The organism is Brevundimonas sp. SL161 (assembly GCF_049896985.1).
Taxonomy (GTDB): Bacteria; Pseudomonadota; Alphaproteobacteria; order Caulobacterales; family Caulobacteraceae; genus Brevundimonas.
Genome location: NZ_JAFCVJ010000019.1, coordinates 1 through 21,744, shown reverse-complemented (window position 1 = coordinate 21,744; position 21,744 = coordinate 1). Strand labels below are relative to the sequence as shown.

At 68.2% G+C, this 21,744-nt stretch carries 17 protein-coding genes and 1 tRNA gene; 7 read left to right on the top strand and 11 right to left on the bottom strand.

Features of this window, described 5'->3' with window-relative positions; genetic code table 11:
* Positions 1-2: 2 nt before the first annotated feature.
* The 4 genes from astB to ACP7AU_RS12965 all read right to left on the bottom strand — a co-directional run bounded on the left by astB (position 3) and on the right by ACP7AU_RS12965 (position 5,361).
* Complete coding sequence (astB, locus tag ACP7AU_RS12980) at positions 3-1,337, bottom strand: N-succinylarginine dihydrolase (protein ID WP_426051659.1); 1,335 nt, start codon at positions 1,335-1,337, stop codon at positions 3-5.
* Positions 1,334-2,797, bottom strand: a complete 1,464-nt coding sequence (astD, locus tag ACP7AU_RS12975; protein WP_426051658.1) for a succinylglutamate-semialdehyde dehydrogenase — start codon at positions 2,795-2,797, stop codon at positions 1,334-1,336. Before astD ends, astB begins: the two co-directional genes overlap by 4 nt.
* A gap of 149 nt (positions 2,798-2,946) precedes the next feature.
* Positions 2,947-3,954: an arginine N-succinyltransferase gene (locus ACP7AU_RS12970; RefSeq protein ID WP_426039067.1), complete on the bottom strand. Its 1,008-nt coding sequence runs from the start codon at positions 3,952-3,954 to the stop codon at positions 2,947-2,949.
* A gap of 156 nt (positions 3,955-4,110) precedes the next feature.
* Entirely contained in the window at positions 4,111-5,361 is a 1,251-nt protein-coding gene (locus ACP7AU_RS12965) for a hydrolase (protein WP_426051657.1), read from the bottom strand.
* Positions 5,362-6,095: 734 nt separating this feature from the next.
* Between ACP7AU_RS12965 and ACP7AU_RS12960 the strand changes: the two genes are divergently transcribed.
* Positions 6,096-6,614, top strand: coding sequence for a hypothetical protein (locus ACP7AU_RS12960; RefSeq protein ID WP_426039069.1), 519 nt, complete (start codon positions 6,096-6,098; stop codon positions 6,612-6,614).
* Here the strand turns inward: ACP7AU_RS12960 and ACP7AU_RS12955 are convergent.
* The 3 genes from ACP7AU_RS12955 to ACP7AU_RS12945 all read right to left on the bottom strand — a co-directional run bounded on the left by ACP7AU_RS12955 (position 6,611) and on the right by ACP7AU_RS12945 (position 13,021).
* The gene (locus ACP7AU_RS12955; RefSeq protein ID WP_426051656.1) at positions 6,611-10,855 is read right to left on the bottom strand and encodes a translocation/assembly module TamB domain-containing protein; all 4,245 of its coding nucleotides are present in this window, start codon (positions 10,853-10,855) and stop codon (positions 6,611-6,613) included. The genes ACP7AU_RS12960 and ACP7AU_RS12955 overlap by 4 nt on opposite strands.
* Positions 10,852-12,639 carry an autotransporter assembly complex protein TamA gene (locus ACP7AU_RS12950; protein WP_426051685.1) on the bottom strand — a complete coding sequence of 596 codons (1,788 nt, stop codon included), beginning with the start codon at positions 12,637-12,639 and terminating at the stop codon, positions 10,852-10,854. Before ACP7AU_RS12950 ends, ACP7AU_RS12955 begins: the two co-directional genes overlap by 4 nt.
* Positions 12,640-12,760: 121 nt before the next feature.
* Positions 12,761-13,021 carry a hypothetical protein gene (locus ACP7AU_RS12945; RefSeq protein WP_426039072.1) on the bottom strand — a complete coding sequence of 87 codons (261 nt, stop codon included), beginning with the start codon at positions 13,019-13,021 and terminating at the stop codon, positions 12,761-12,763.
* A gap of 157 nt (positions 13,022-13,178) precedes the next feature.
* Between ACP7AU_RS12945 and ACP7AU_RS12940 the strand changes: the two genes are divergently transcribed.
* Positions 13,179-14,918, top strand: coding sequence for an ATP-binding protein (locus ACP7AU_RS12940; RefSeq protein ID WP_426039073.1), 1,740 nt, complete (start codon positions 13,179-13,181; stop codon positions 14,916-14,918).
* Here the strand turns inward: ACP7AU_RS12940 and ACP7AU_RS12935 are convergent.
* On the bottom strand, positions 14,915-15,985 hold the full coding sequence (locus ACP7AU_RS12935; RefSeq protein ID WP_426039074.1) for a CaiB/BaiF CoA transferase family protein: 1,071 nt from the start codon (positions 15,983-15,985) through the stop codon (positions 14,915-14,917). The genes ACP7AU_RS12940 and ACP7AU_RS12935 overlap by 4 nt on opposite strands.
* A gap of 115 nt (positions 15,986-16,100) precedes the next feature.
* Here ACP7AU_RS12935 and ACP7AU_RS12930 point away from each other — a divergent pair.
* The 3 genes from ACP7AU_RS12930 (at position 16,101) to ACP7AU_RS12920 (ending at position 17,539) form a co-directional block, all read left to right on the top strand.
* Positions 16,101-16,177 (top strand) — tRNA-Lys (locus ACP7AU_RS12930).
* A 150-nt stretch (positions 16,178-16,327) separates the two neighbouring features.
* Complete coding sequence (locus ACP7AU_RS12925; protein WP_426051655.1) at positions 16,328-16,993, top strand: hypothetical protein; 666 nt, start codon at positions 16,328-16,330, stop codon at positions 16,991-16,993.
* Positions 16,994-17,005: 12 nt separating this feature from the next.
* Positions 17,006-17,539, top strand: coding sequence for a hypothetical protein (locus ACP7AU_RS12920; RefSeq protein ID WP_426051654.1), 534 nt, complete (start codon positions 17,006-17,008; stop codon positions 17,537-17,539).
* On the opposite strand, the gene ACP7AU_RS12915 is transcribed toward ACP7AU_RS12920, so the two are convergent.
* From ACP7AU_RS12915 to ACP7AU_RS12905, 3 genes are all read right to left on the bottom strand, one after another.
* Positions 17,540-17,842, bottom strand: a complete 303-nt coding sequence (locus tag ACP7AU_RS12915; RefSeq protein ID WP_426051653.1) for a hypothetical protein — start codon at positions 17,840-17,842, stop codon at positions 17,540-17,542. It lies immediately after the preceding gene.
* A 1-nt stretch (position 17,843) separates the two neighbouring features.
* A complete protein-coding gene (gene tgt / locus ACP7AU_RS12910) occupies positions 17,844-18,953 on the bottom strand; it encodes a tRNA guanosine(34) transglycosylase Tgt (protein WP_426051652.1) in 1,110 nt (369 codons plus the stop codon).
* Positions 18,954-19,291: 338 nt separating this feature from the next.
* Positions 19,292-20,155: an acyl-CoA thioesterase gene (locus ACP7AU_RS12905; protein WP_426051651.1), complete on the bottom strand. Its 864-nt coding sequence runs from the start codon at positions 20,153-20,155 to the stop codon at positions 19,292-19,294.
* A 216-nt stretch (positions 20,156-20,371) separates the two neighbouring features.
* Here ACP7AU_RS12905 and ACP7AU_RS12900 point away from each other — a divergent pair, with 216 nt between their 5' ends.
* On the top strand, positions 20,372-20,875 hold the full coding sequence (locus tag ACP7AU_RS12900; protein WP_426039080.1) for a winged helix-turn-helix transcriptional regulator: 504 nt from the start codon (positions 20,372-20,374) through the stop codon (positions 20,873-20,875).
* Complete coding sequence (locus ACP7AU_RS12895; RefSeq protein WP_426039081.1) at positions 20,872-21,630, top strand: glutathione S-transferase family protein; 759 nt, start codon at positions 20,872-20,874, stop codon at positions 21,628-21,630. Before ACP7AU_RS12900 ends, ACP7AU_RS12895 begins: the two co-directional genes overlap by 4 nt.
* Positions 21,631-21,744 lie beyond the last annotated feature (114 nt).

Here is a 21,744-nt window from a genome sequence, read left to right as displayed (position 1 = left end):
GGTCAGGTCCGCTGGAACGCGTAGAAGGCGTCTCCAAGGTCGAGGATCGCCGTTAGACTGTCGAGCGCTTCACGCGTCTCGGTGAGCAGCGCCGGATCGGCCAGATCGGCGGGCGCCAGCCGGTCGCGATAGTGACGCGTCGCCCAGCCTGTCAGAACGCCGAACAGGTCGTCGTTCATCCGCATCGGACCATGGACGGCGTCAATCTCGGCCTCGGTCAACACGACGCGGAGGCGCAGGCACGCGGGGCCGCCGCCGTTCCGCATCGATTGGCGCACATCGACATACTCGACCCGCCCGATCGGACCGTTCGACGCCACCAGCCCCTGCGCCACCGCATGGGCGCGCGGGTTGTCCCGCGTCTCCGTCGGACAGATCAGCGTCAGCCGGCTCTCGCCCGGCAGCGAGACCAGCATCGAGTTGAACAGATAGCTCGAGATAGCGTCAGCCAGCGGCAGGTCGGCCGAGGATACCTCCACGAAGATCGGATCGAACCCGGTCGCCGCCGCGCGGACGGCGGCGTGGGTTCCTGCCGTGTCCTCGAACGCCAGCTCGTGATGGAACAGCGTCTCCAGCGCCCCGACGCAGACGACGTCATTGTGGAAGGTCCCGCCCGCGATGGCCGCCCGCGACTGCTGGGCCAGGACCACGCCGTGCGCGCCATGCCGACGGGTGATGGCTTCGGACGCCTGCCGCGTCTGGCGAGCAGGCCAGGGCCCGTCCCAGTGCGCGAAGGCGTCCCGCCCCCAGACCAGCAGGTTGACCCCCGGCTCCCCGTGCCCGGCGCACAGGCGGACATGGTTGGCCGCGCCCTCGTCCGCGAGATGGGCGACGGGGTGCAGGGCGTCGTGGACGGCGAAACGGGCAGGGTCGGGGAACAGGGCCTCCAGCGCCCGTTTCGTCTGGGCATGCTCCAGCGAGCGGTGCAGGTTGGTGTGCAGATTGGCCGGCGTGAAATGCACCCGCCCGTCGGCAGAGTCCGCGCTGGGCGTCACCGTCGCGGCGTTGGCGGCCCACATCGGCGAGGCCGAACAGGCGGCGGCGGCGAACGTCGGCGCCTCCTTCCAGGCCTGCTCCAGCACCCTCGCGTCCGACCCGCTGAAACCGAGAGACCGCAGGAACGGAATGTCCGGCCGCTCATGCGGCGGCAGCACGAACTGCGGCAGGCCGAGGTCGGCGAGCCGTTTCATCTTCTCAAGCCCCTGCAGGACGGCGGCGCGCGGGTTCGACCCCTGGCCCCCGTTCAGACTCGAAGCGAGGTTGCCGGGGCTGAGACCGGCATAGGAGTGTGTCGGCCCGATCAGACCGTCGGCATTGGCTTCGACGGCGGTGGTCATCGCAGTCCCCGGATCTCGCCCTCGATGTTCTTCACCGCTCCGGCCTCGAAGCTGGCGACCGGATAGGCGCAGTAGTCGGCCGCATAATACGCACTCGGCCGGTGGTTGCCGCTCGCGCCCAGACCACCGAAGGGCATGTCGCCCGCCGCGCCCGTCGTTGGCCGGTTGAAGTTGACGACCCCCGCCCGGATGCGCCGGATGAACCGGTCCCAGTGGGCCGGATCGTCCGACACCAGACCCGCCGACAGTCCGTAACGGGTCGCATTGGCGGCGGCGATGGCGTCCTCGAACGAGGCCACGCGGGTGATGGACAAGAAGGGGGCGAACATCTCCTCGTCCGGGACGTCGACGCCGGTGACATCGATGATCGCGGGCCGGACGAAGGCGTCGGGCAGGTTGTCGACCGGGCCGGACGCGCGGATCACGCGGGCGCCGGAGTCGATGCGTTGCTGCAGCGCCGCCAGGGCCTGTTCGGCCGCGCGCTGCGAGATCAGCGGTCCGGCATAGGGTTCCGGCGTCGAGTCCCATGGCGCGAAGATCAGCCGTTCGACCAGGGCGTTTACCGCCTCGATGATGGCGTCTCCTGCCGGCCCCTCCGGCACGATCAGCCGCCGCGCGCAGGAACACCGCTGTCCCGTCGTCACGAAGGCCGACTGCACCACGACGCCGGCCACGGCCTCCGCGTCCGCCGCATCCCAGACCACCAGCGGGTTGTTGCCGCCCAGTTCCAGCGCCAGGATCACATGCGGATCGTCGGCGAACTTGCGCCGGAAATGCGCGCCCGCCGCGCCCGAGCCGGTGAACATCAGCGCGTCGATCGGCTGGTCCAGCAAGGCCGACCCGACCTCGCGCCCGCCCTGCACCAGGTTGAACACCCCCTTCGGCAGGTCTGCCTCTTCCAGGCATTCGGCCATCAGCTGGCCCGTGTGCGGCGTCTCCTCCGACGGCTTGAACACCACTGTGTCGCCGGCCAGCAGCGCCGGCACGATATGGCCGTTCGGCAGGTGGCCGGGGAAGTTGAACGGCCCTAAAACCGCCGCCACCCCGTGTGGCCGATGCCTCAGCGTCGCCGCCCCGAACGCCGTCTCGGATGTCCGCTCGCCGGTCCGCTCGTCATAGGCGCGGATCGAGAGATCCACCTTGCCCGCCATCGACCCCAGCTCGGCCGTCGTCTCCCACAGCGCCTTGCCCGTCTCGCGGCTGATGGCCTCGGCTAAGCCCGGCGCCCGCGCCTTTAACGCCGCCTGATAGCGTTTCATCGCGGCGATCCGCTCGTCGCGCGGCCGATCGGCCCAGTCCGGGAAGGCCGCGCGCGCCGCCTCGACGGCGGCCCCGACCTGCGCCCCCGATGCCTCGTTCCCGCGCCAGACCCGCGCCTCCTTCGCCGGATCGAAGGAGGCGAAGCCGTCGCCCGCGCCCTCGGTCCAGGCGCCGTTCAGATAGAGTTTGCCGTCGCTCATCTTTTAAATCCGATCATCCCCGCGAAGGCGGGGACCCAGTTCTTTTGTGAGGCACGGCGCCTCGGATTTCGGTCCGCGGGTCCCGGCGAGGTCAGAGCGCCCAAATTCCTGGGTCCCCGCCTTCGCGGGGATGCACGGGAGGAGAGGGGTCATGATTTCACTCGCACGATGTCACCCGCCCGCACCCTCAGCGCGCCTGCGGTCTCGGCCGTCACCCGTACCGTCTCGCCCTCGATCGCCGCGCGGGCCCGCACGGCCCGGAAGGCCTCCACGCTGTCCGTCGAGACCAGGGCCGGCAGCTCGGCGTCGAACTCCTCCGACACCACGACCGACAGCCGCCGCGCATCCCTCACTGTTCGAATATGGTCGCGCGGACAGGTCACCGTCGGCCCGGCGTCGAAGATGTCCACCAGCCCGTTCGGCCGGAACCCTTCGCTCTCCAGCAGGGCCATGGCCGCCACCCCTTGCGGATGCACCTTGCCGATGACGGCCCGCGCCGGCTCGGGCAGCAGGTCGATATAGATCGGATGGCGCGGCGCGAGGTCGAGGATGAACTGTTTGTCCGTTGACCCGGTCATCATGTCTGCCTGGTCGAACGGCATGGGGAAGAATTTGTGCGCCACATGGTCCCAGAACGGACAGGCGCCGTCCGGCGTGAACACCCCGCGCAGTTCGGCCAGCACCGTCTCGGCGAACAGCTCCGGCTGCGCCCCGATCAGCATGTAGCGCGACTGGCTCAGCAATCGCCCCGCGCCGCCCTTGCGCCGATCCGCCTTCAGGAACAGCGACCCGACCTCGGTCCAGCCCGAGCACTCGTTGACCAGGGTCAGGGTCTGGTGATCCATCCGGATGCCCAGCGACGGCGACTGGACCGGGTTGTTGGCGATGCGGAACGAGAAGAAGGGCCGCTTCATGCCCACGGTCGCCTTGACGCTGGCGATGCCGTCGACGTCGCCGGTGTCGGTCTCCTCCATCATCAGGGTGAACCAGCGGTCCGGCACGGGAATGGCGCCGGTGAAACTGTCGCGGCTGACGTCCAGCCGGTCCGACAACTGGTCCGGGTCCTCGGGCAGGCTGGTGAAGCCGGGCCCGGACAGGATGGCGAGCTCCAGCAGATGATCAAGGTCGCCGGGACCGGCGGGGCGGACAACGAGCATCTTAAATCCTCCCACGAAGGGGGAGGGGGACCGCAGCGCGCTTGCGCTGGGGGGGAGGGGGCTCACAGCGAGCTCGGTGTCCGGGGTTTGCCCCCTCCACCGCGAAGACGCGGTTCCCCTCCCCCGACGGGGGAGGATTGAGTGCGAATGGCCTCATCACATCGTCTCCAGACGCAGCGCCTTGAGCTTCACCGCGTCGATCTCGCCCGAGGCGATCTTGCACAGCATCAGGGTCGACAGCCGGGCCCGCTCGACGAAACTATCGGGCCAGGCGAACTCTTCGGACGAATGGATCAGCCCGCCGCGCACCCCGAGCGTGTCGATATTGGGCAGGCCGGCCGCATGCAGGTTGTTGCCCTCGCATACCCCGCCCGACGGCGACCAGGCGATGGCCTGACCCAGCAGGGCGCCAGTCTCGCGCACCGCCTCGAACAGGGCGGTCTGGGCTGTATCCATCGGCTTGGGCGCCCGCGTCATCCCGCCGTGCAGATCCAGCATCAGCCCCTCGAACGGCGGCGTCTCAACGATCTCCCCGATCGCATCCGTGACCCAGGCGGCGGCCTGCGCATCAGGAACCCGGACGTTGAACCGCACCACGGCGTTGTCGGCCACGACGTTCAGCGCCCCGCCGCCGGAGATGCGCGCCACATTGACCGTCACCCCTTCACGTCGTCCGTTCAGCCCATGCAGGGCCGCAGCGATCACCGCGGCGCCGGCCACCGCATTGGCGCCCTCATGGAAGGCGCGTCCGGCATGGGCCGCCTTGCCGGTGATGATCAGGTGGAAGTTGCCGCTGCCCTTGCGCGCCCCCGCCAGGGTCCCGTCGGCCAGCGCCGGCTCATAGGTCATGCCGACGTGCCCGCGCGCGCCGAGCTCGGCCAGCAGCGGCGCCGATGCGGGGGAGCCGATCTCCTCGTCGGGGGACAGCAGGACGGTCCAGCCGACGCGATCCCGCTCCGGATGGGTCTCGAACGCCGCCAGCGCGCCCAGCATGACGGAGATGCCACCCTTCATGTCGGCGATCCCGGGACCGTTCAGGGCGCCGTCAGGACGTGTGATGACGCTCTGGAAGGCGCTGTCGGCCGGATAGACGGTGTCGTAGTGGCCGGTCAGGACGACCTGGATCGGCGCCTCGGGCCGCGCGGTGAGTTTCAACGCATCGGCACGGGACTGAGGCCGCACGGACCCGTCGTCGCCGATGGTGGAGAAGCCCTGGGTCGCGATGCGCGCGATTTCGGCGGGCAGGCGGGCCGTCTCGGTTTCCAGCAGGGCCAGGGTGACGTTCAGCCCCTCGGCGTGATCGCTGCCGGAGTTGACGTTCGCCCATCGAACCGCGCGATCGATCAGATCGGCCTCGCCCCGCCCGACCAGGTCGAGGGCGGCCTGATCCTGTGGGAGAATCCGCATGGTGGGTCTTTAGACGGGGCGGACAGAAAGGTGAAGGCGCTCACTTCCCTCTCTCCGGCGGAAGGGCCCCATACCCATCAACGGACGCCCGGAATCGCCCAACGATTTCAATGGCCGGAACTTTTTAGAGCCTTTATCGCAGGCGCCCTCCGAACCGGGCGTACACTTCTCCCGTCCCGTCGCGAGGGGAAGGCGTCCTGGGCCCAGGAGCCGGACGTGCGAGGGGGCGCGATCGAGCGGGAAACTGCATCGCTGCGCGCGGCCGAGGACCCTGATCCGGCGACGACCTGGATCCGTGGAGGCACGAACCGGCGCGGATGCAGGACTGTCTGCGGGGTGACAAACCGTGGAGCCCGGAGGGACCTGACACCCTCCGCCCGTCGTGGGCTTAGGTCGGACTGGGTTTAAGCGGCGCAAAGGTCCGGGGGTCGAACAGACACTACCCCGGCAGGCTGCACGAAGCCCGTCACCGGCCGCTCGCGTGAACCGGTCGCGACGGAGCCCCGGCGCGAGCGGAAAATTCTCATCCGGTCCCCGTAACGCGAAAGCAGGGGGCCATATCGGTTCCGGGCGACCGCCCGGGCTCCGTCGACTTCCCCGCCCGTTCAAAGCGGAAGAACGATGACTCACGTCCAGCCTTCTCCCTCCCCCGAGGGGGAGGGAGAAGGCCGAACAATATTGCGCCCTCTGCGGCCATCATGTAAAACGTGCTTGTCATTTTGGAGGAAAGACACATGAGCAACTGGCTAAAGGCGATGAATCCCTCGAGCCCGATGACGACCGAGGCCGATGCCGAACGCGGGGCCAAGGCCAGTGCGATCTCGATCTTCATCGGCGTCGTGGTCGGCGTGATCAGCCTGGCCTGGACGCTGGCCAATCCGGCGGCGATGAGCGATGCGCTCGCGACCGCGTCACAGGGCGATCCCGCTGCTGCGGCGATGGCCGATGCGTCGCTTCAGGCCGGGCTCTGGATGGCTGGCGGAATGATTGTGATCCAGCTGATCCTCGGCGTCGTTCAGTGGCGCAATCCGGGCAAATTCATCGCCGTCCTGTTCATGGTCCTGATCGCCCTGGGCATCGCCATGAGCCTCGCGGCGCCCCTGTTGTCCGCCTCCATGCCGAACGTGCCCGCTACCCCGATGTGGCAGATCGCCTTGTCGGTCGTCGTCATGGTCGTCCAGTTCATCCTGCACGTCACGGGCCTGAAGGGCATCAAGCAGCTGGACCGGATCCAGATGGAGCAGTCGCGCTAATCCGGGTCCGCTGAACTGTTGGGCCGTCGGTCCTGCGCTCCGGTTCCGGGGACGCGGGACTGGCGTCGCCAGCGGATGGACAGGGTCGCGTCGCCCTGTCCGCCGAACTGGGAGCTGATGGCGATGTTTCTGCGCACCTGCCATTCGACATTGACCGCCGCCCCGCCTTCGCCGCCGCCGATGATTTCCAGATAGACGTTGTCGGTGATGTAGCGGCCGCCCGCGACGGTCAGGGCCGAGGCCTCGCCGCCGAACGACAGCCGGTCCAGCCCGGCCAGTTCGCGCAGGTTTCCGATCACATCGAAGCCGCCGCCACCTGCCAGCGAGGCCACCCCCGCCGCCAGCTGGGCCGCCTCGAACGGCGACAGCTGCGACGCCGAACGTCCGAACAGCACCTGGGACAGGATCTCGTCCTGGGGCAGAGCCGGTGTGGAAGTCAGCAGGATCTCCGGTCGCGCCGCCGTCCCGGTGACGCGGATGGTCGCGGTCAGTGCGGGATCCTCACGCACCGCCGACAGGTTCAGCCGGATGCGGGCCGGGTCGGTGGACAGGGCGATGGAGCCCCGATCGTCGAAGACGAATCGCTTGCCCGCGAACTCGTAGTCGCCGCGCACGATGGTGGCGTTGCCGCTCAGAACAGGCTGGGCCACCGTGCCCCGTACACGGGCGTCGACATTGAGCAGGACGTTCAACCCCCTGCCCGCGACCTGGACGTCGCCGCGCGAACGCAACCGGATGTCGAGGCCGATCTGGGGACCCCGGCTGGGACCGTCGTCGTCGGTCTCTACGGGATCGCCGCCGGGGCGGTTGATCTCGACGACGTCCATGCCGACGATGCCGTTGGAGCCCGGCGGATTGGCCTCGATCCGGGCCTCGTCGATGCCGATCGCGCCCGCCAGCTGGATGTTGCCGTCGGCGGCGCGGACCACGGTCAGAGGACCCGAGGCGCGGGCCTCGGCGATATCGTTGTCGATGATGCGGAAACGGGTCAGCGCCAGTTTGAAGTTCGAACCCGAACCCTCGCGCAAACCGATCCGGCCGCCGCCAGACACCGTGCCGCCCGAGCCGTCGGTGGCGGTGAAGGTCTGGATCAGGGCTGTCGCATCGTCGAACCGGCTGGCCAGGGTGACGTCGTCCAGCGTCAGGCCCACGCCGTTGTCGCGGAAGCGGCCGTCCCGCAGGTTCAGCCGCCCGTTGATCAGGGGCGCCGCCAGGGTGCCGCCCAGGGTCGCGTTGCCGTCGACCTGACCGGCCAGGGTGCGTTCGCCGCCGAAGAACACGTCCCAGATCGGCTGGATCTGACCGTGGACCTCGACCTCGCCCGACATCGAACGGGTGCGGACGATGGCCAGGCGCAACGGCGCGGCCGACGCCTCGACCGGCAGGGTGATGTCTGCGGTGGCGCGCACAGCGTCGGTCCCGGCTGCACTGGCCTGGATTCTGAGCGCGTCGTTGACCAGGGTCGCATTGATCGAGCCGTCGACCGACAGGCCCCGGGGCGCATCGACGCTGCGGAGCTGGGCCAGGTTGACGTTGGCGGATCCCGACAGGTCGTCGCCGGCGCCGCGCAGGGAAACACGGCCCGTAACGCGGCCTCGCAGATCGGGCGCGATGGAACCCAGCTCGACGCTGGTCAGATCCGCCTGGATGACGACGGCGTCCGAGTCCTGGCGGATTTCGCCCATCAGGACGCCGCCGCCCACCGACAGATCGAGACGGGCGACACGACCGTCACCGGCCAGGGCGATGACGGCGGGGCTCCGGGTGGAGAAGGCGATTTCGCGAACCTTGCCACCGCCGCTCAGGGTGATGCTCTGGGCCTCGCCCCGCCGCGAATAGACGCCCGTGCCGTCAAAGGAGACGGGCGTATCGCCGCCGACATCGGCCTTCAGGGTGAAGGGCAGGCGTTCGAGCGTGCCGCGGCCGTCCAGCTCGAACGTGCGGATGACATAGGTCGAACCGGCCAGACGGACATTGGAGCCGGCGACGTCGAGGATAGCGGTTTCCCCGCCTGCGCCTTCGCTCAGACGGATGCGACCGTCCGCCCTCCCGGAGGCCAGGAAGGCTCCGGGACGAGCTGTAAAAGTCAGGTCGGCGCTGGACGGCGTATTGTTGGCGAGGGCGACAGACCCCTGGGCGGTTATCCCTCCGGCATTCAGGTCGACCTCGGTCAGGCGGATGCGATTTCCGCCGAGGAAGAAGTTCCCGGCCGCTCGGGCGGGGCCGTAGTTCGATCCCGCCGTCATGATGATATTGCCGTCGGAAGCGTCCGCGCCCTTGCGGAAACTCAGGATCAGGTCGGCGTGGGTCAGGGTCAGCGGGCCGGCCGCGATACTGCCGAAGGCGGCGGTCAGGTCCACGCGCGGCTGCGCCAAGGTGCCGGTCAAGGCGCCGGCGCCGGTCATGGCTCCGTCGATAGCGAGGGGGCCGACACCGAAGGGGCCGCGGGCGTTCCAGTTCAGGGCCAGACGCAGACGGCCCTGGGGCTCGATCAGACCGCGCGCCGAGGCCGTGCCGGCAGCGCCGGTCAGGAGGCCCCGTTCGACGGCGATACGGCCGTCGTCGAGGCTCCCGGCGAGTTGCAGACGCGGCGTCGCGCCGAGCAGTCGATCCAATTCGGCCATGCCGGTGGCGAGACGGCCGCCGCGACCGTCAAAGGTCAGGACCCATGGCGCGCCGCTGCGGGCCGAGGTTGCCTGGATCGGCCCGCCGAAGGTTCCGCGCGCTCCGGTTCGGATGCGGCTGACATCGGTGACATCGGCCCGGCCTTGGAAGCCAAGGCCGCCCGTCAGGCCGCGCCCGCCCGAGCCGGTCACGGTCAGGGCCTGACCGCGCACGTCGACCTTCTGAAGCAGGATGGCCCCGTCGGCGAGGCGCGAGGCCTCGAAGGACAGGCGAGGCGCGGCCCCCAGAAGCGCGCCGACGATACCCTCGCTGCGTCCCCCGGCCACGGCGAGATCGCCCGTCAGGCCGATGCGGCCGTTATCCGCAGAGATGTCGAGCGGGCCCGCAATGGCCTGCGCCGCATAGCTGGCCAGAGAGGCATTCGCCAGGCGGACGTCGCCGTTCAGCACCCAGCGCTCGGCGTCCCCGGTGAAGACGCCGGACCAGGTCGCCGCCCCGCCGCTGGTCGTGCCGACGAGCCGGGTGACCGACCCGGTCGAGACCGTCAGGGCCACGCCATCCGGCGCGCTGCGGCCGTCGAGATGGATCATGCCCTGGGCGCTGGACTGCAGGTTTTCGGAGGTCAGGCGCCAGGCCATGCCCTGGACGTTCTCCCGGGTCGCGTCGGGGATGGCGGCGAAGCCGAAGCGGGCGGTGCGACCGATGCGTTCGACGAAGGGCGCTAGCAGATCGGACCCGCTGAAATCGAAATACCCCGAGATGCGCGAGCCCTCGGGGCCATAGCGTCCCCGAATGGTCAGCGGTGTGAAGTCGCCGGTGCGTACCGTGGCGTTGACGATGTCGCCGTTGACGAGGGCCGAGGCGAAAAAGGGCTGGTCGGGCGAATAGCCCAGCGATCCGGCCAGCGGACCACCTTGCGCTTCGCTGGCGCGAAGGTTCAGGCGCAGATTCTCGGGCCTGGCGCCGACGGTGGCTGCAACACGCAGGAAGTCGCCCGGCCGGTTCAGGCTGTAGGCGCTGACGGTCGCCGTCTTGTCACCCGTGCGCGGGACGCGGGCGTCGCCGGTCAGGCGCCAGCGACCATACTCCTGGGAGAAGCCTTCAAGGAGTTCGACGTCGGCCGTGAACCGGTCGATGTCGATGCTGATCGGCATGGGCCGGGGCGGCTTGCCGTCCGGCGGATCGAGCTCCGGCCGGCGGATCAGACGGATCGACCGGGCGGTGATGTCCGAGGCGTGGAACCGCCGGGTGACCAAGGGCCAATAGCTCCAGTCCACGCGGACGTCGCGCGCCTCCAGCCAGACGCCCTTTTCATCAGTGATGGTGACGCGGGCGAGGGTGAAATCGTCGAACAGATCGCCCTGGAGACCCTCGACATTGATGCGGCCGTAGCGGCTGATCTTCTTGCCGGCGACGAAGCCGGTGACCAGATCGCGCCCCGGGCCGGAGACCAGATACATCCGGCCGCCGAAGGCCAGGATCAGGGTCAGGGCCAGCAGGCCCATGAGCGCGAAGCCGCCGAAAAAGGCGATGGCCTGAATCCGGGTACGACGGCGCTTTTCGGCCTTGGCCGGCGTTTCCGGCGCTTCGGGCGTGTCGGGAACGAGCTCGGTCAAAATGCCTGGCCGATACTGACGTAGACCTGGAAGCCTGCGTCTCCCTCGCGTTTGTCGAGCGGGAAGGCGATGTCGGCGCGGATCGGGCCGAAGGACAGGTTGTAGCGGGCGCCGATGCCCACGGCGTAGCGCAGGTCGGAGAAGTCTGGCGTCTCGGCAAAGCCGATCGCCCCGACATCCACGAAGCCGACGACGCCGAAACCCTTGCCCACGTCGTGCCGGACCTCGGCCGAAACCTCGAACAGCGAAAGACCCCCGCGCGGCGTGTTGTCGGGCAGGCGCGGTCCGACGCCCTGGTATCCGTAGCCGCGCACCGATCCCCCGCCGCCGGAATAGAACAGCCGGTCCGACGGGACGCTGAGTTCATCGCCGCCGAGGATCGAACCCAGTCGCAAGCGGCCGGCCAGGACGGTGCGGCCGTTGTCCTGGACCGGCATGTAGGCGGTGGTCTGGGCCTCGGTGCGCAGGAACAGGACGGTGTCCTCACCCGCCACCGCCGTCGGCTGGACATTCAGCGTCATGCGCCAGCCGGTGGTGGGGTTCAGCGGGTCGTTCGATTGATCGATATAGGCGCTGCCCCTGGCGGTCAGGATTGCCAGATCACGGTCGAAGCTGACGGGCGCCCGGGTGATCGGATCGAAGCGGTTCTCGTTGTATCGACCGGCGTCCAGACCGACGCCGTAGCTGTAGTACGAGATCTTGCCGATGCGCTGGCGAAGGTCGGCGGACACGACGGCGGCGGTCCGGCGATAGGCGTCGGTGTCCTCGTTCACTATGGCGGCGGATAGGGCCAGGGTTTCGCCCGGCGTGCGCCAGTGGGGCAGGCTGAGGTCGGCGCCGATGCGGCTGTCGATCGTGGCGAGACGCGCTTCGAACCGCAGGGTGTCGGCGCGGCCGAAGCGATTGTACCAGGTCCAGAGTCCGTTCACACCTGAACCGTCGGCGGTCGAGAAGGTCGCGCCGGCCTCCAGGATGCGGCGCGGCCGGTCGGTGAGTGTGACGACGATGGGCCGGTTGCCCGCCGGGTTGGTTTGGTCTGCCGGTGTCAGGGCCACCGCGACTCCGTCGTAGACGCCGGTCTCCAGCAGCCGCCGCTCCAGTTCCGCCACCAATTCGGGGTCGTAACGCTGACCCTCGTTCCACGGCGCGAGGCCCATGACCCAGGCGGGATTTGTCGGGCCGCGCGTCTCCACCCGCACGCCGTCGAGGCGAACCAGGGGGCCGGAGTTGATGTTGAAGGTCGGTGCGACGGTGAGGGCGGCGTGATCGACGACGACGCGACGCGGTTGTGTCACGGCATCGGGATAGCCTTCGCGCGCCAGCCTGGCGATGATCCGGCCTTCGCCGGCGATGATGTCAGCAGCGCGACCCGGATCTCCGGGCTCGAGCGCGATCTCGGCCTGGGCCGTGCGTATGACCTCGGGCGCAGGCTCGGGCGTGATCCACTGAATGGTCGGGGCGGCGAGGACGAAACGCGGGCCCGGCGTGATCTCGACGATCGCGATCGGATTGTCCTCTCCCTCGACGATGTCCGCCAGCGTGGGCTGGTAGTAGCCTTCGGATCGCAGCAGAGCCTCAACTGAGGCCATCGCGGCGCGAGCACGCCTTCGGGCGTCGAAACCGTTGGTGGGAGGACCGTCGGCCTCGCCGATCGCGCGGGTCATGGCCGTGCGCAACTCGGCGTCGAGGTCGCCGCGGATCTGGGCGCGTGGATCGGCCGAGGCGGTATTCGCGACGCCTATGGCGCCCAAGCCGAAGGCCGCCGCGAGGAACGCGGAGGTGATGCTGCGGAAGGGAGAGGACCTCGACGTCAATATACTACCCTGATCGGCGACATGGTCCGAACTGGACCAGGCTCGCCTGAGGCCCCCCTCAATCAGCGAATCGGGATGACCTTGCGGCCGATCAATAGAACAGGGTTTCGCTCTCGGGCTGAACCGTCTCTTCCGAAGAGCGCTGCTCGGGCGGCAGGGTCGAGTTTGTGGGTGGAGCGTCTGTGGGCGCGGTGGTGTCCGCAGCAGGGACGCCCTGGTCGGTCGCCGACGGCGCGAGGGGCGCTTCAATGGGCGGCGGAGCGGTCTCGGCCTGCTGGGACGCGGGGTCTTCGCAGCCAGCGACGGCCAGACCGGCGGCCCCGAGAGCCACGAGCAACATCAAACGCTTCATTTCAAATCTCCCCCGGAGTGCGGCGTCGGAACGCGCCGTGAACAGCCCTGTTCCATAACTCGTCCCACGTTGCCGGTCACGCTGGATCAACGGTGTTCTGGCAACCAATCATTCTTCTATTGCCGCGACACTCTACCGAACGGGAGAGGGTTCAAGAATGACGGCGAACGGCTATGCCATGATCGCCCAGGTGCGGTTCCGCGAACTGAGGACGCGGATCGGTCTGGCGGCGTTCATCGCCGTAACCACGTGGTTCATGACCCATACCTTCTGGCCGGCCGTGTGGTTCGGGGCGGTGGTGGCGACGCAATGGCTCGACTGGGCCGTATTCCGGCCGCTGCGCAAACGGCCGGAGATCGTGCCCTCGTCTGGTTACAAGATCGCGCTTTGCGCCACCGCCTCCGTCAATGTGATCGTCTATTCCGGCATCGCGGCGTATCTGTGGGTTGCTGGCGGCGATGCGGGACGACTGTTCGCCATTGTTCAGGTGGCCGGGGGCCTGCTGCACGTCAGCCTGCATATGCATCACGTGCGGCCGCTGCTGTTCGCGGCGGTCATCCCGCACAGCCTCTATTTTCTCGGCATGCCCATCGTCGGCGCCATCGTCGACGGCAAGCCGCAGGAGATGCTGATCGCCTTGGGCGGCGTTCTGTACATGATGCATCTTGTTGTCGCCGTGCGGCAGAGCTCGATGACCACGACGGCCCTGCAGACCGCGAACGCGGAGGCGCGGCTGGAACGCCAGAAGGCCGAGGTCGCCAGCGCCGCCAAGTCCGACTTCCTGGCCGTCATCAGCCATGAGATTCGTACCCCCATGAACGCGGTCATCTCGGCCGCCAATCTGCTGCGCCGGACGCGGCTGGACCGGGAACAGCGTGAGCATGTGTCGATGCTGCTGGACGCCGGCGACGTGCTGGTCGGCCTGTTGAATGACGTGCTCGACCTGTCCAAAATTGAGGCGGGCAAGATGACGCTCGAATCCTCGGTGATGGACCTGCGCGAGAAGCTGGGCTCGCTGGGCCGGCTCTGGGGCCCCAAGGCCGAGGCCAACGGAGTGCGGCTGAAGATCGAGATCGAGCCTGATGTGCCCGACTGTGTCCGGACCGATCCGCTGCGCCTGCAGCAGATGCTGTTCAACCTTCTGTCCAACGCGGTGAAGTTCACGGACGACGGCGCGATCACCGTCGCGGTCGACTGGCGGGCGAAGGACAATCATCTGATCATTGCGGTGACCGATACCGGCGTCGGTATTCCGGCGGACCGCCTGGCGCGCATCTTCGATAGTTTCGAGCAGGTCGACGCGGGCACGACGCGCAAATACGGCGGCACCGGCCTCGGACTGGCGATCAGCCGCCGGCTGGCCGAGATCATGGGCGGGAGCCTTGCCGCCGAGAGCGTCGAAGGCGAGGGCTCGACCTTCGTACTGAGCCTGCCGATGGAGGCTGTGGCCAAGCCGGCGACCGAGGCGCGCCGTCGGGTGGCCGAACAGGCGGGGTTGCAGGGCAAGGTCATCCTTGCCGCCGACGATCACGCAGTGAACCGGCGTATCCTGTCCCTGCTGCTGGAGCCGCACGGTTGCACCATCCTGCTGGTCGAGAACGGGGCCGAGGCGGTGGAGGCCGCGAAGACCCAGCGGTTTGATGCCATCCTGATGGACATGCAGATGCCGGTCATGGACGGCCTGGAGGCCACGGCCCAGATTCGGGCCGGGGGCCTGAACCGCAGCACGCCGCTGATCGCCCTGACCGCCAACGCCATGGACGATCATCGCACCGCCTGGGACGCGACGGGGGTCTATGCCTTCCTGACCAAGCCGATCGATCCGGTACTGCTGGCCGCGACCCTGGCGGAGGCCTGCGCCGGGTCGGTTGAAGAAACGAACGCACAGGTCGCCTAGGCCCAGCGAGAGAGGGCTTCAGTCAAGGAAAGCGATGCCGACGGCTCAATCGGCGCCACCCGGCCATCGAAACGGGGGGCCGGCGAGGGCTGGAGCGGAGAGCCGGCGAGGGTTTCTCGAGCGTGATTGTGCGGATGGTCGGCGGCCTCTGCGAAGGTCAGCACTGGCGTGACGCAGGCTTCGGTTCCCTCGAAATGGGCGGCCCACTCGTCGCGGGTCCGGTCCGCGAAGAGTTCCGTGAACCTGGCTTCCAGCGACGGCCAGCCGCTGACCGGGAACTGAGGCGCATCGGCGGCCTCGAGATCCAGTCCGGCGAGCAAGGCGGCGTAGAAGCGAGGCTCCAGCGCTCCAACCGCGACGAACCTGCCGTCGGCGCAGGCGTAGCAGCGATAGAAGGGCGCGGCGCCGTCCAGCAGATTGGCGCCGCGCTCGCCGGACCAGTGGCCGCTCGCTGTCATGGCGAAGAACAGGGCGGACAGCAGAGCCGTGCCGTCGGTCATGGCGGCGTCGACGACGCGGCCCTTGCCGGTGGTCCGCGCCTCGATGATGGCGGCGAGCACGCCTGTCACAAGCAGCATGGCGCCGCCGCCGTAGTCGCCGACGAGGTTCAGCGGCGGGACGGGCGGGCGACCCGCCTCGCCCATGGCGTGCAGCGCGCCGGTCAGACCGATGTAGTTGATGTCGTGGCCGACGGTCTGGGCTAGCGGACCCGTCTGGCCCCAGCCCGTGACCCTGCCGAAGACGAGCTTTGGATTGCGGGCGGCGCAGTCCTCCGGCCCAAGACCGAGTCGTTCCAGCACGCCGGGGCGGAAGCCCTCGATCACGGCGTCGGCGCTCGCGATCAGGTCGAGGACGCGGTCGCGGTCGGTGGGCGACTTGAGGTCGACGGGCACGGCGGTCCTTGCCCGGTGCATGACGGCGTTTCCGACATCGCCGAAGACGCCGGCCCCGTCAGCGCGGCTGAGGCGCAGCACATCGGCCCCCATATCGGCCAGGACCATGCCGGCGAAGGTCACGGGACCCAAGCCGTCGAACTCGATGATGCGTACGCCGGAAAGAGGTTTCATGGAGGCCTTGCTAGCTGCGGTCGTCAGTTTGGTCGAGGTGAGGCCTTGACCCGGCGGGTTCGATGAACCAGAAGGCGCAACCGCGAAACGACCAAGCCGTTTCGGATTTCGGTGCGCGCCCTTAGCTCAGTTGGTTAGAGCATCTGACTTTTAATCAGAGGGTCCTCGGTTCGAGCCCGAGAGGGCGTACCATCTTATCTTTTGTTGGTGGCTCCCGCTGGCGATGCGGTCGCTTGCTGCTTGAGCCACAAGTGTTCTCCTTGCTTTCATGATCGACCGGCCGGCCGCGTGGACTTCGTGCGGGTCGCCGGTATGGTGCGGCACCATTCGGGGAGGACGGACATGCGGAACATCGGGATCATGGCGGCTTCGGTCGCGCTTATCGGGCTGACGGCCTGCAACCAGACCGAAGGCAAGGCCGACGCCGTTCGGGCTCCTGCCCAGACCGCTGCGCCGCAGCCCAGTCAGATGATGCAGGAGACCTTCGTCAACTGCACCTGGGGCGAGACCCAGGGCTCCGGGCTGTCGGTCTGGAGCTATGCCTGTCCGCAGGCCGGCAATACGCACATGGTTCATGACGCCAGCCTGCCGGGCTTCGCGTTGGAGGGGACCTATGACGGCCAGACTGCGCGCAGCCCGACGATTATCGTGTTCAAGAAGGCCGCCGACGCGCCGATCGACGCCGTCCTGGCCGAGATCCGGACCAAGTCGCCGGGGCCGCACACGGCCCAGTGCGTGCTGGCGCGCCCGACCTATGACGGCGTGGCCGAGGGTGTCTACCACCTCGTTTCGCCCGAGCCGATCATGGCCCGGTGGGAGGCCTTCTCCTCCGGCGACGGCAACAGCGAGCCGATGGATCCGCCCTGCGGGGATCTGGGCGAGCAGATGTCGGGCGATCGCGTCTTCTATGTGGAGGACGGCGATCCGACGACCGTACTGTGGGTCAATTTCGGCAGCGAGATCCAGCCGTTCACGGCCGAGTCGATCCGGCCGTTGAACGCGGGCTAGGTTTTGGTGCCGTTGCGTCGCGTCCTCCTCTCTATTTCGGTTCTGGCCCTGCTGGGCGGCTGTTCGACCGCGCGGCAGGTGGGGGCCGGTTTCGGCGATGCGGTGACGTCGCCGCTGGTCGACCTGAACGTTCGTCGGGACCAGATCCCGACCGTGCTGCTGCAGGCCCAGGCCAATCCGTATGACCGGCGCAATCTGAACCAGTGCACAACCATCGGCGCCGAGGTGGCGAGGCTGGACGAGGCTTTGGGCCCCGATCGGGACGAGCCGGCGGCGCCCGACAGTCCGACCCTGAATGAACGGACCCAGGACGCGCTCGCCGAGGCAATGTTGGACGCGATCCGGGACGCGACGACGGACTTCATTCCGTACCGCAGCTGGGTGCGGCAGCTGACGGGGGCCCAGGCGCGGTCGAAGATGGTTCAGGACGCGGTCGAGGCCGGGCGGCTGAGGCGGGCCTTCCTGAAAGGGCTGGGCATGCGGGCTGACTGTTCGCCGCCGGCTTCGCCCGCCTGGTTCCGGCCGACGGGGCGGTCGCAACGGTAGCTAGCGGCCGGGCCGGCGCTTGTCGGTACGATCTCCTCTGATCTGGACCGCGCCATCCTTCGAGAAGGCTTCGAACGACGGCTTGTCGATGTTGCGGAACTCGCCGGTGCGGTCCCAGTCCCAGCCGAAGGAGATGCGCTCGCCCTTGTGAGCGAACTTGCCGGACCAGTGGGCGAAGAACGAATATTTGTCGCCGCCAATGATGATGACGTGCCGATGCAGCGCGGTCTCGTTGCCGTCCGGGCGGGGCGGTTCCTCAAGGTAGGTGCTGTAGGCGTGGAAGCCTGACTTCTCGATCCGCATGTCAGTTCGACGTGTGGCGGGTGTGGAAGTCGCGGCGGAACTGTTCGAAGCGGCCGTGCTGGATGGCGTCGCGCATGGCGGCGGTCAGGGCCTGGAAGAAGGCGATGTTGTGCCAGGAGAGCAGGATCTTGCCGAGGATTTCGTCGGCCCGGATCAGGTGGTGCAAATAAGCCTTCGAATACTGCGAGGACGGGCCGTCGATGGTCGGGTCGAGCGGATCCTGGTCCTCGGCGAAGCGGGCGTTCTTGAGGTTCATGGGGCCGTCCCAGGTCCAGGCCTGGCCGTGGCGGCCGGCGCGTGTGGGCAGGACGCAGTCGAACATATCGACGCCGCGATACACAGCCTCGACCAGGTCGATCGGCTTGCCGACGCCCATCAGATAGCGGGGTCGGTCGGCGGGCAGCATGTCGGGCGCGTAGTCGAGGACCTCGCACATGGCCGTGTGGCCTTCGCCGACCGCGAGGCCGCCGATGGCGTAGCCGTCGAAGCCGATCTCCCGGAGCTGGTCCGACGACTGGCGGCGCAGGTCCTCGAAGGTGGAACCCTGCTGGATGCCGAACAGGGCCTGGGTCTCGCGCGTGCCGAAGGCGGCCTTCGAGCGGGCGCCCCAGCGGATGCTGAGTTCCATGGCGGCTTTTGCGGCGGGCTTCTCGGCCGGCCAGGCGACGCACTGGTCGAGCTGCATCGAGATATCGGCGCCGATGCGGTCGGCCTGAATCTCGATCGAGCGTTCGGGCGACAGGATGTGTTTGGAGCCGTCGATGTGGCTGGCGAAGGTGACGGCCTCTTCCTTGACCTTCGAGATGCCGGCCAGGGACATGACCTGGAAGCCGCCAGAGTCGGTCAGGATCGGCTTGTCCCAGCCCATGAATTTGTGGAGGCCCCCGAGCCGCTCCATCCGCTCGGGGCCGGGGCGCAGCATCAGGTGGTAGGTGTTGCCCAGGATGATGTCGGCGCCGGTCGCCTTGACCTGTTCGACGGTCATCGCCTTGACCGTGGCGGCGGTGCCGACCGGCATGAAGGCGGGGGTGCGGATGTCGCCGCGCGGGGTCTTCAGGACGCCGGTGCGGGCGCGGCCTTCGGTGGCGGAAATCTCGAACGGGAAGGGCAAGGGCGGGTCTCGGTAAGGGGAGGCGCGTCTTAGAGCGGGGGCGTGGCCTTGGGAAGACGGCGGGGCGGACTGCAAAACACCGTCCGAAGCGTCCGAAGCGTCCGAAGCGTCCGAAGCGGTCGGGTCGTGCGACTCCAAAAATGGAGTCGATAGAGTCGACAGAGTCTACATCGGGGGCGGTGTGCGAGTGGCGATGTCAAAGATCGGTGACAGTGTCGCACGGTTTTGAGGGGCGCCTGCGATAAACGCTTTAAACAGAGCCGGGCCTTGATTTGAAGGGCGGATTCCGGGGATCCGTTGATGGGTATGAGTGTTCTCCCTCTCCCGGAGGGAGAGGGTCAGGGGCGTGGAGGCCGGACCGGCGCCAGCTTCCTGCGTTGTCGCGCCAGCGCCAGGGGCGTGCCGTCGGCGGCCCAGACGGTGGCTTCGTCGACGGTCCAGCCGGAGCCGAAGTCGAGCATGCGGAACTCGAAGAAGGCCCAGCCGTCGGGGCAGTGCCCGGGCGTCGGGTCGGTGAGGATATCGTAGCGGAGGTCGACCGTGGCCATGCCCAGCGGCTTGTCGATGGCGGTCCAGACCGGCGGATACAGCGCGTCCAGCAGGTAGCAGAGGCCGATGACGTCGAGCGGGCCGCCGTCGCGGATCTTCATCCAGCAGCGCTCGATGACGGGGCGGCCGGGGACCGGCTGGAGGATGTGGGGGCCGGTCTCGAAGCGATAGTCGACGTGCTGGGAGAAGCGCGGGGCCATCGGGCCTTCGAGGTCGCGGCCAGTCTGGAGCGCGCCCAGCGGAGGCAGGGCGGCCAGCGGTGTCAGGGCCGCACCGGGGACGTCGTCGCCGAAGGTGGCGCTGGCGTGGTTGGTCAGGCGGTCCTGGCCCTCCCTGTCCCTCTGGGTGACGTCGACCTGGGCGAAGGCGGCGCTGCGGCCGCCGCGCAGCAGCCGGGGCGTGAAGTGGATCGGCTGACCGAACCGGGCCGGGGTCATGTACTGGACCGACAGGCTGCGCAGGGGGGCGGTGATGCCGAGGCCCTGCTGCATTGCGGAGGCGCACAAGGCCGCGATCAGGCCGCCGAACGGGAAGCCGGTCTCCGGCGGGGCATTGAGCCGGCCGTTGGAAAAGTCGCCGTGGAGGTCGGCGCTGAGCTCGCCGTCGTCGCCGGGCGCGAGGGTCAGGGCTTCCGTGATCGTCTGTTCAGGCATCGTCGGTCTTTCCATCTCCCTCCGTGCACCCCGGCGAAGGCCGGGGTCCACGGTGAAAAGAAGGCGGGCGGCAAACAGGTCGCCGCCCGCACAGTTCAGGAATGCAGGAATGCCGCGAGGCCTGCTCGCCGCGTCCGTAGCCAAACAAGACTGACTTACTGCGTTCCTTTTGGCAACCCTCTTGCCAAACCGCTGACGCCACGTCACCTTCGTGTCATGGGACGCACAGCCGACTATTCTCGCCAGAGCTGCTCGATCGCCGCGACGCTCGAAGTCATCGGCGATCCGTGGACGCTGCTGGTCATCCGCGACGCGTTTCAGGGCGTGAAACGGTTCGAACAGTGGCAGGAGCGGCTGGGCGTGGCCCGCAACGTCCTGGCAGCGCGGCTGAAGACGCTGGTGCAGCACGGGGTGCTCGAGCCGCGGCTGTATTCGGAGCGGCCGCCGAGGAACGAGTACGTCCTGACCGCCAAGGGCAAGGATCTGTCCGACGTGCTGGTCACCCTGCACGGCTGGGGGGCAAAGCATGTCTATGGCGAGGAGACTGCGGGGTTCGACATGATCCACGCGACCTGTGGCCACTCCCTGCAGCCTCGCCTGGCCTGCAGCTGCTGCGGCGAGCTGGTGAACCGGCGCGACATCAAGCTGACCCGCGTCGAGAATTGTCCGACGGTCGGGGAGGTCATGCCCAGGGATACGGCGGCGGAAGAGGCGGCGTGAGCCAGCCGGCGGTCACCCTGATCGGCAATCCGGTCTCGCCCTATGTGCGCAAGATCCTGGCGATCTGCGCGGTGAAGGGGATCGAGGTCGCCATCGATCCGATCACCCCGTTCCGGGGCGACGAGCGCTTCTCGAAGATCAGCCCCTTGCGGCGCATCCCGGTGTGGATCGAGGGCGATCTGACGCTGTGCGACAGCAGTATCATCGCCCAGTATATCGAGGACACCCGGCCCACGCCGTCGGTGCTGCCGACCGATCCGAAGGACCGGGCGAGGGCGCGCTGGATCGAGGAATACGCCGACACCCGGCTGTTCGACGTGCTGGGCTGGAAGCTGTTCTTCCAGCTGGCGATCAAGCCGCGCATCCTGAAGGAAGAGATCGATCGGGATGCGGTCGAGAAGGCAAAGACGGTCGAGATCCCGGAGACGTTCGATTATCTGGAGAGCGTGACGCCCGGGACCGGCTTTCTGTTCGGCGCGACGGCCGGACTGGCGGACTTCAGCCTGGCGCCGGCCTTCCTGAACGCGCGGGTGGTCGGGCTCGAGGTCGATGCCGGGCGCTGGCCGAAGCTGGCGGGCTGGCTGGGACGGGTCGAGCGGGACACGCCGCTGGCCCGGCTGAACGATGTGGCCATGGCCTTCATGACGACGAAGGTGGCGGACCAGCCGGCCATGATGGCCGAGCATGGCTATGTGCTGGCGGAACGGTCGCACGACGGCGGGCGGGCCATGCGCGGGCCGATGTCGCCGACCTAGGTGATGTGGACAAAGTGGATTCCCAAATCAGCTGATCGCTGATTCAAGGCTGTTCTTTGCGGAGAGCAGCCATGGTTCGTGGTTTGATGTCGGATGCGGAGTGGGCGTTCTTCG

What these genes read in the sequence shown, in the direction of transcription:
- astB (WP_426051659.1), bottom strand. Translation starts at nt 1,337, where the DNA reads ATGACCACCGCCGTCGAAGCCAATGCCGACGGTCTGATCGGGCCGACA.
- astD (WP_426051658.1), bottom strand. Translation starts at nt 2,797, where the DNA reads ATGAGCGACGGCAAACTCTATCTGAACGGCGCCTGGACCGAGGGCGCG.
- ACP7AU_RS12970 (WP_426039067.1), bottom strand. Translation starts at nt 3,954, where the DNA reads ATGCTCGTTGTCCGCCCCGCCGGTCCCGGCGACCTTGATCATCTGCTG.
- ACP7AU_RS12965 (WP_426051657.1), bottom strand. Translation starts at nt 5,361, where the DNA reads ATGCGGATTCTCCCACAGGATCAGGCCGCCCTCGACCTGGTCGGGCGG.
- ACP7AU_RS12960 (WP_426039069.1), top strand. Translation starts at nt 6,096, where the DNA reads ATGAGCAACTGGCTAAAGGCGATGAATCCCTCGAGCCCGATGACGACC.
- ACP7AU_RS12945 (WP_426039072.1), bottom strand. Translation starts at nt 13,021, where the DNA reads ATGAAGCGTTTGATGTTGCTCGTGGCTCTCGGGGCCGCCGGTCTGGCC.
- ACP7AU_RS12940 (WP_426039073.1), top strand. Translation starts at nt 13,179, where the DNA reads ATGACGGCGAACGGCTATGCCATGATCGCCCAGGTGCGGTTCCGCGAA.
- ACP7AU_RS12935 (WP_426039074.1), bottom strand. Translation starts at nt 15,985, where the DNA reads ATGAAACCTCTTTCCGGCGTACGCATCATCGAGTTCGACGGCTTGGGT.
- ACP7AU_RS12925 (WP_426051655.1), top strand. Translation starts at nt 16,328, where the DNA reads ATGCGGAACATCGGGATCATGGCGGCTTCGGTCGCGCTTATCGGGCTG.
- ACP7AU_RS12915 (WP_426051653.1), bottom strand. Translation starts at nt 17,842, where the DNA reads ATGCGGATCGAGAAGTCAGGCTTCCACGCCTACAGCACCTACCTTGAG.
- ACP7AU_RS12905 (WP_426051651.1), bottom strand. Translation starts at nt 20,155, where the DNA reads ATGCCTGAACAGACGATCACGGAAGCCCTGACCCTCGCGCCCGGCGAC.
- ACP7AU_RS12900 (WP_426039080.1), top strand. Translation starts at nt 20,372, where the DNA reads ATGGGACGCACAGCCGACTATTCTCGCCAGAGCTGCTCGATCGCCGCG.